Annotated in this window: 3 protein-coding genes; 1 reads left to right on the top strand and 2 read right to left on the bottom strand. The window is 67.4% G+C overall.

All coding sequences use genetic code 11. From position 1 onward, the window contains the following. The first annotated feature begins 114 nt into the window (after positions 1-114). Positions 115-831, top strand: coding sequence for an SDR family oxidoreductase (locus JYJ84_RS31315; protein ID WP_175221509.1), 717 nt, complete (start codon positions 115-117; stop codon positions 829-831). A 165-nt stretch (positions 832-996) separates the two neighbouring features. Here JYJ84_RS31315 and JYJ84_RS31310 read toward each other — a convergent pair whose 3' ends face one another. Then, the gene (locus tag JYJ84_RS31310; protein WP_122949273.1) at positions 997-2,385 is read right to left on the bottom strand and encodes a nucleobase:cation symporter-2 family protein; all 1,389 of its coding nucleotides are present in this window, start codon (positions 2,383-2,385) and stop codon (positions 997-999) included. 150 nt (positions 2,386-2,535) lie between these two features. Then, complete coding sequence (locus tag JYJ84_RS31305; RefSeq protein ID WP_175221510.1) at positions 2,536-3,492, bottom strand: LysR family transcriptional regulator; 957 nt, start codon at positions 3,490-3,492, stop codon at positions 2,536-2,538. Positions 3,493-3,639 lie beyond the last annotated feature (147 nt).

Genomic DNA, 3,639 nt, shown 5'->3' with positions numbered 1-3,639 from the left:
CGGGCTGTCCGTACGCGCTTTCTCTGCGAGCAAGCCTCGCATGGAGCCCGATACGGCGCGTTCAAATGCGGCCGCCGGTAACGTCGCGTCGCGACAACCATCGGGAAACCCGTCATGAGGATCATGATTGTCGGCGCCAGCAGAGGGCTGGGCCGTGCGCTCGTTGAAGGCGTCTGCCGCGCCGGCGACACCGTTATCGGCGTATCGCGCGGTCGTCCGGACGCAGTGACATTGCCGCCGGGTGTCGAGCTTCGGTGGATCGAGGCCGACATGGCGACGCCTGCCGAAGCCGCCGCGCACATTGCGCAGGCCGCGCCGTCCGCGTTCGATGTGCTGATCTGCAACGTGGGTATCTGGGAGGCGACAGCCTTCACGGGCCGCTACGCGTTCCTGGACGAGCCGGACGATGCGATCGTCGATCTGGTGAACGTCAACATCACGGCCACGCTGCTGCTGCTCAAGCGCCTGGTGCCGCGCTTGCTGCAATCACGCAAGCCTCAAGTCATCCTGACCGGTTCCACGTCCGCGCTTCGGCAAAGCGGGCGGCCGGAAGTCGCGTTCGGCGCGTCGAAATTCGCGCTGAACGGCGTGGCCGATGCGTTGCGCGAAGGATTCAGGGGGAGCCGGCTGGCCGTCACGTGCCTGCAACTCGGCAACCTGAATACCGACGATGCGTTGTCCGTTCCGATAGAAGAGGCGGCGGCGCGCGGCGATGGCGGGCTGGTGCCGGTTCACGACGTGGTGGCCGTCGTGCGTACGCTGCTGCATTTGTCCGATGCCGCGTTCGTACGGGAACTGGTGATGCCGGCGATAGCGGACGAGCGGTTTTGACGGTGACGCGGCGCGGCACGCAATCGGTGCGACGGGTGGTGTGACCGGAATCGGCCGGTTGGCGATGCGTTGATCGCGCAGCCTGCACCGGCAGCCGCGGGTGCCGGCTGGCACGACATGCGGTGCGGCCCGTCAGGCGCACCGCGCGTCGCGCGGTTGATCCGCTTACTTCTTTTCCGGCAGGAACCAGTTCATCACGAGCGCGCAGATGCCGCCCGTTGCCACCCCCGATTCCAGCACGTTCTTCAGCGCGTGCGGCAGGCTGTTGAGGATGTCCGGCACCTGCGATACGCCGAGGCCGAGCGCGAGCGACACCGCGATGATCAGCAGTGCGCGACGATCGAGATGGACGCCCGAGAGGATGTTGATGCCCGATGCGGCCACCGCGCCGAACATCACCATGGCCGCGCCGCCGAGCACGGGTTCCGGCACGGCCTGCAGCACACCGGCGACGACCGGGAACAGGCCGAGCACCACGAGCATCCCCGCGATCCAGATGCCGACGTAGCGGCTCGCGACGCCGGTGATCTGGATCACGCCGTTGTTCTGCGCGAATACCGAGCTCGGGAACGTGTTGAACACGCCGGCCAGCAGCGAGTTCGCGCCGTTGACGAGCACGCCGCCCTTGATCCGTTGCATCCACACCGGGCCTTCGACCGGCTCGTTCGAGATCTTGCTGGTGGCCGTGACGTCGCCGATCGCTTCGAGCGACGTGACGAGGTAGATGATCAGCATCGGCACGAACAGCGACCACGAGAAGCCGATGCCGAAGTGCAGCGGCGTCGGGACCTGGAACAGCGCGGCCTGGTGCATGCCGGTGAAGTCGAGACGGCCGAGGAATGCGGCCGCGAGATAGCCGATGACGAGCGCGATGACGAGCGCGGTGCTGCGCACCCACACGATCGGCACGCGGTTCAGCAGGATGATCGTGCCGAGCACGAGGCCCGATAGCGTCAGGTTCTCCGCGCTCGCGAACGTGCCCTTGGCCATCGCGCCATAGCCGCCGCCCATGCTGATGAGGCCGACCTTGATCAGCGTGAGGCCGATCAGCAGCACGACGATGCCGGTGACGAGCGGCGTGATCAGGCGCTTCACGAACGGCAGGATGCGCGACACGCCCATCTCGACGAACGACCCGGCAATCACGACGCCGAAGATCGCGGCCATCACGGTTTCGACCGGCGTGCCTTGCTTGACCATCAGGCTGCCGCCGGCGATCAGCGGGCCGACGAAGTTGAAGCTGGTGCCCTGGACGATCAGCAGGCCGGCGCCCAGCGGGCCGAAGCGCTTGCACTGGACGAAGGTGGCGATGCCGGAAATCACCAGCGACATCGACACGATAAGGGTCGTATCCCGGCTGGACACGCCGAGTGCCTGGCAGATCAGCAGGCCGGGCGTGACGATCGGCACGATGATCGCCAGCAGGTGCTGCAGCGCGGCGACGAAGGCGACCATCGGCGCCGGCCGGTCGTTCGGGCCGTAGACGAGGTCGCGGGCCGAATCTGCGGCGTCGGCGCCGTGGACGGCGGGTTGGGCGGGGGAGGCGGGTTGCATGGCGAGCGGGCCGGACAAGGTGGAAAGTGCGGCATTTTAGCCGAACGGCCCGGCGCCGCCGCCGGGGGCGCTGCAATAGCGGGGATTCGGCGAATCGGGAAAACGGTGGCGGATCGGTAGCCGGGCGGCCGTGAACGCGGCGCCCGTCCGTCAGCGGGCCCGACGCGAGGCGGGCACGGTCGGGGTGGTGGCCGGGGCGGTGGTCGCCCGGAACCCGGGCAGTTCGGGAATCCGCCGCTCCATGAACTGCAGGAACGTGCGGGTCCGCAGCGGCAGATAGCGGCGCGACGCATAGACGAGGTGCAGCGCATGCGGCGGCACCATGTCCCACTTCGGCAGTAACCGCACGAGCTGCCCGCTGTCGATCAGGTCCTGAACGAGCCACGCCGGCCCGCTGCCCACCGCGTTCCCGGCCAGGAAGCATTGCCGCAGCGCCATCGAGCTGTTCACGCGATACCGGCCGTGTACCGGAACGATGGCCTGCTCGTCGCCGCGGGCGAAGGTCAGTTCGTTGCCGATGTCCGCGCGTGCGTAGCCGACATATTCGTGCCTGGCGAGATCTTCCGGCCGGCGGAGCCTCGGTGCCTGCGACACGTACCCCGGCGTGGCGACCAGCAGGCGCGGCGACGTCGCGATGTGGCGCGCCACGGCGTCCGGCGGCAGCAGGTGGCCGAGGCGAATCGCGACATCGACGCCTTCTTCGACGAGGTCGATCACGCGGTCGGTCAATTGCAGCTCGACCTCGATCTCCGGCCACGCGGCGAGGAATTCGAGCACGAGCGCGTTCAGCCGCAGCTCGCCCAGCCCGAGCGGCGCATTGACGACCAGCTTGCCGACCGGCCGCACCGTTTGCCCGCGCACCTCGGCGACCGCGCTCGCGTATTCGTCGATCACGCGCTTGCAGCGATCGTAGAACCGGCGGCCTTCGTCGGTGGGCGCGAGGCTCGTGGTCGAGCGTTCGAGCAGGCGCACGCCCAGTTCCTGTTCGAACGCGGCGACGATCTTGCTGATCGTCGGCTGGCCGGTGCCTTCCTCGCGAGCGACCGCCGAGAAATTGCCGAGCTCGATCGCGCGGACGAACACGCGCATGGCTCGCAGCGAATCCATCTTATTCCTTTATGGCATGAACCTTATTCAAGTCTCCCACGTTCCAATGCGATAAGGAATGACCTAACGTTCGCGAACCTTCAATCCCTGATGAGGAGTCGACATGAACGAGGCAACGCAATCTTCGGCACTGGACGGTGCGCACGT

Origin of the sequence: Burkholderia sp. LMG 13014 (assembly GCF_905232215.1) — a bacterium.
In the GTDB taxonomy this organism is placed as follows: Bacteria; Pseudomonadota; Gammaproteobacteria; order Burkholderiales; family Burkholderiaceae; genus Burkholderia.
Note: the sequence above shows the minus strand (reverse complement) of the source record. Positions and strands in the feature narration are given on the sequence as shown.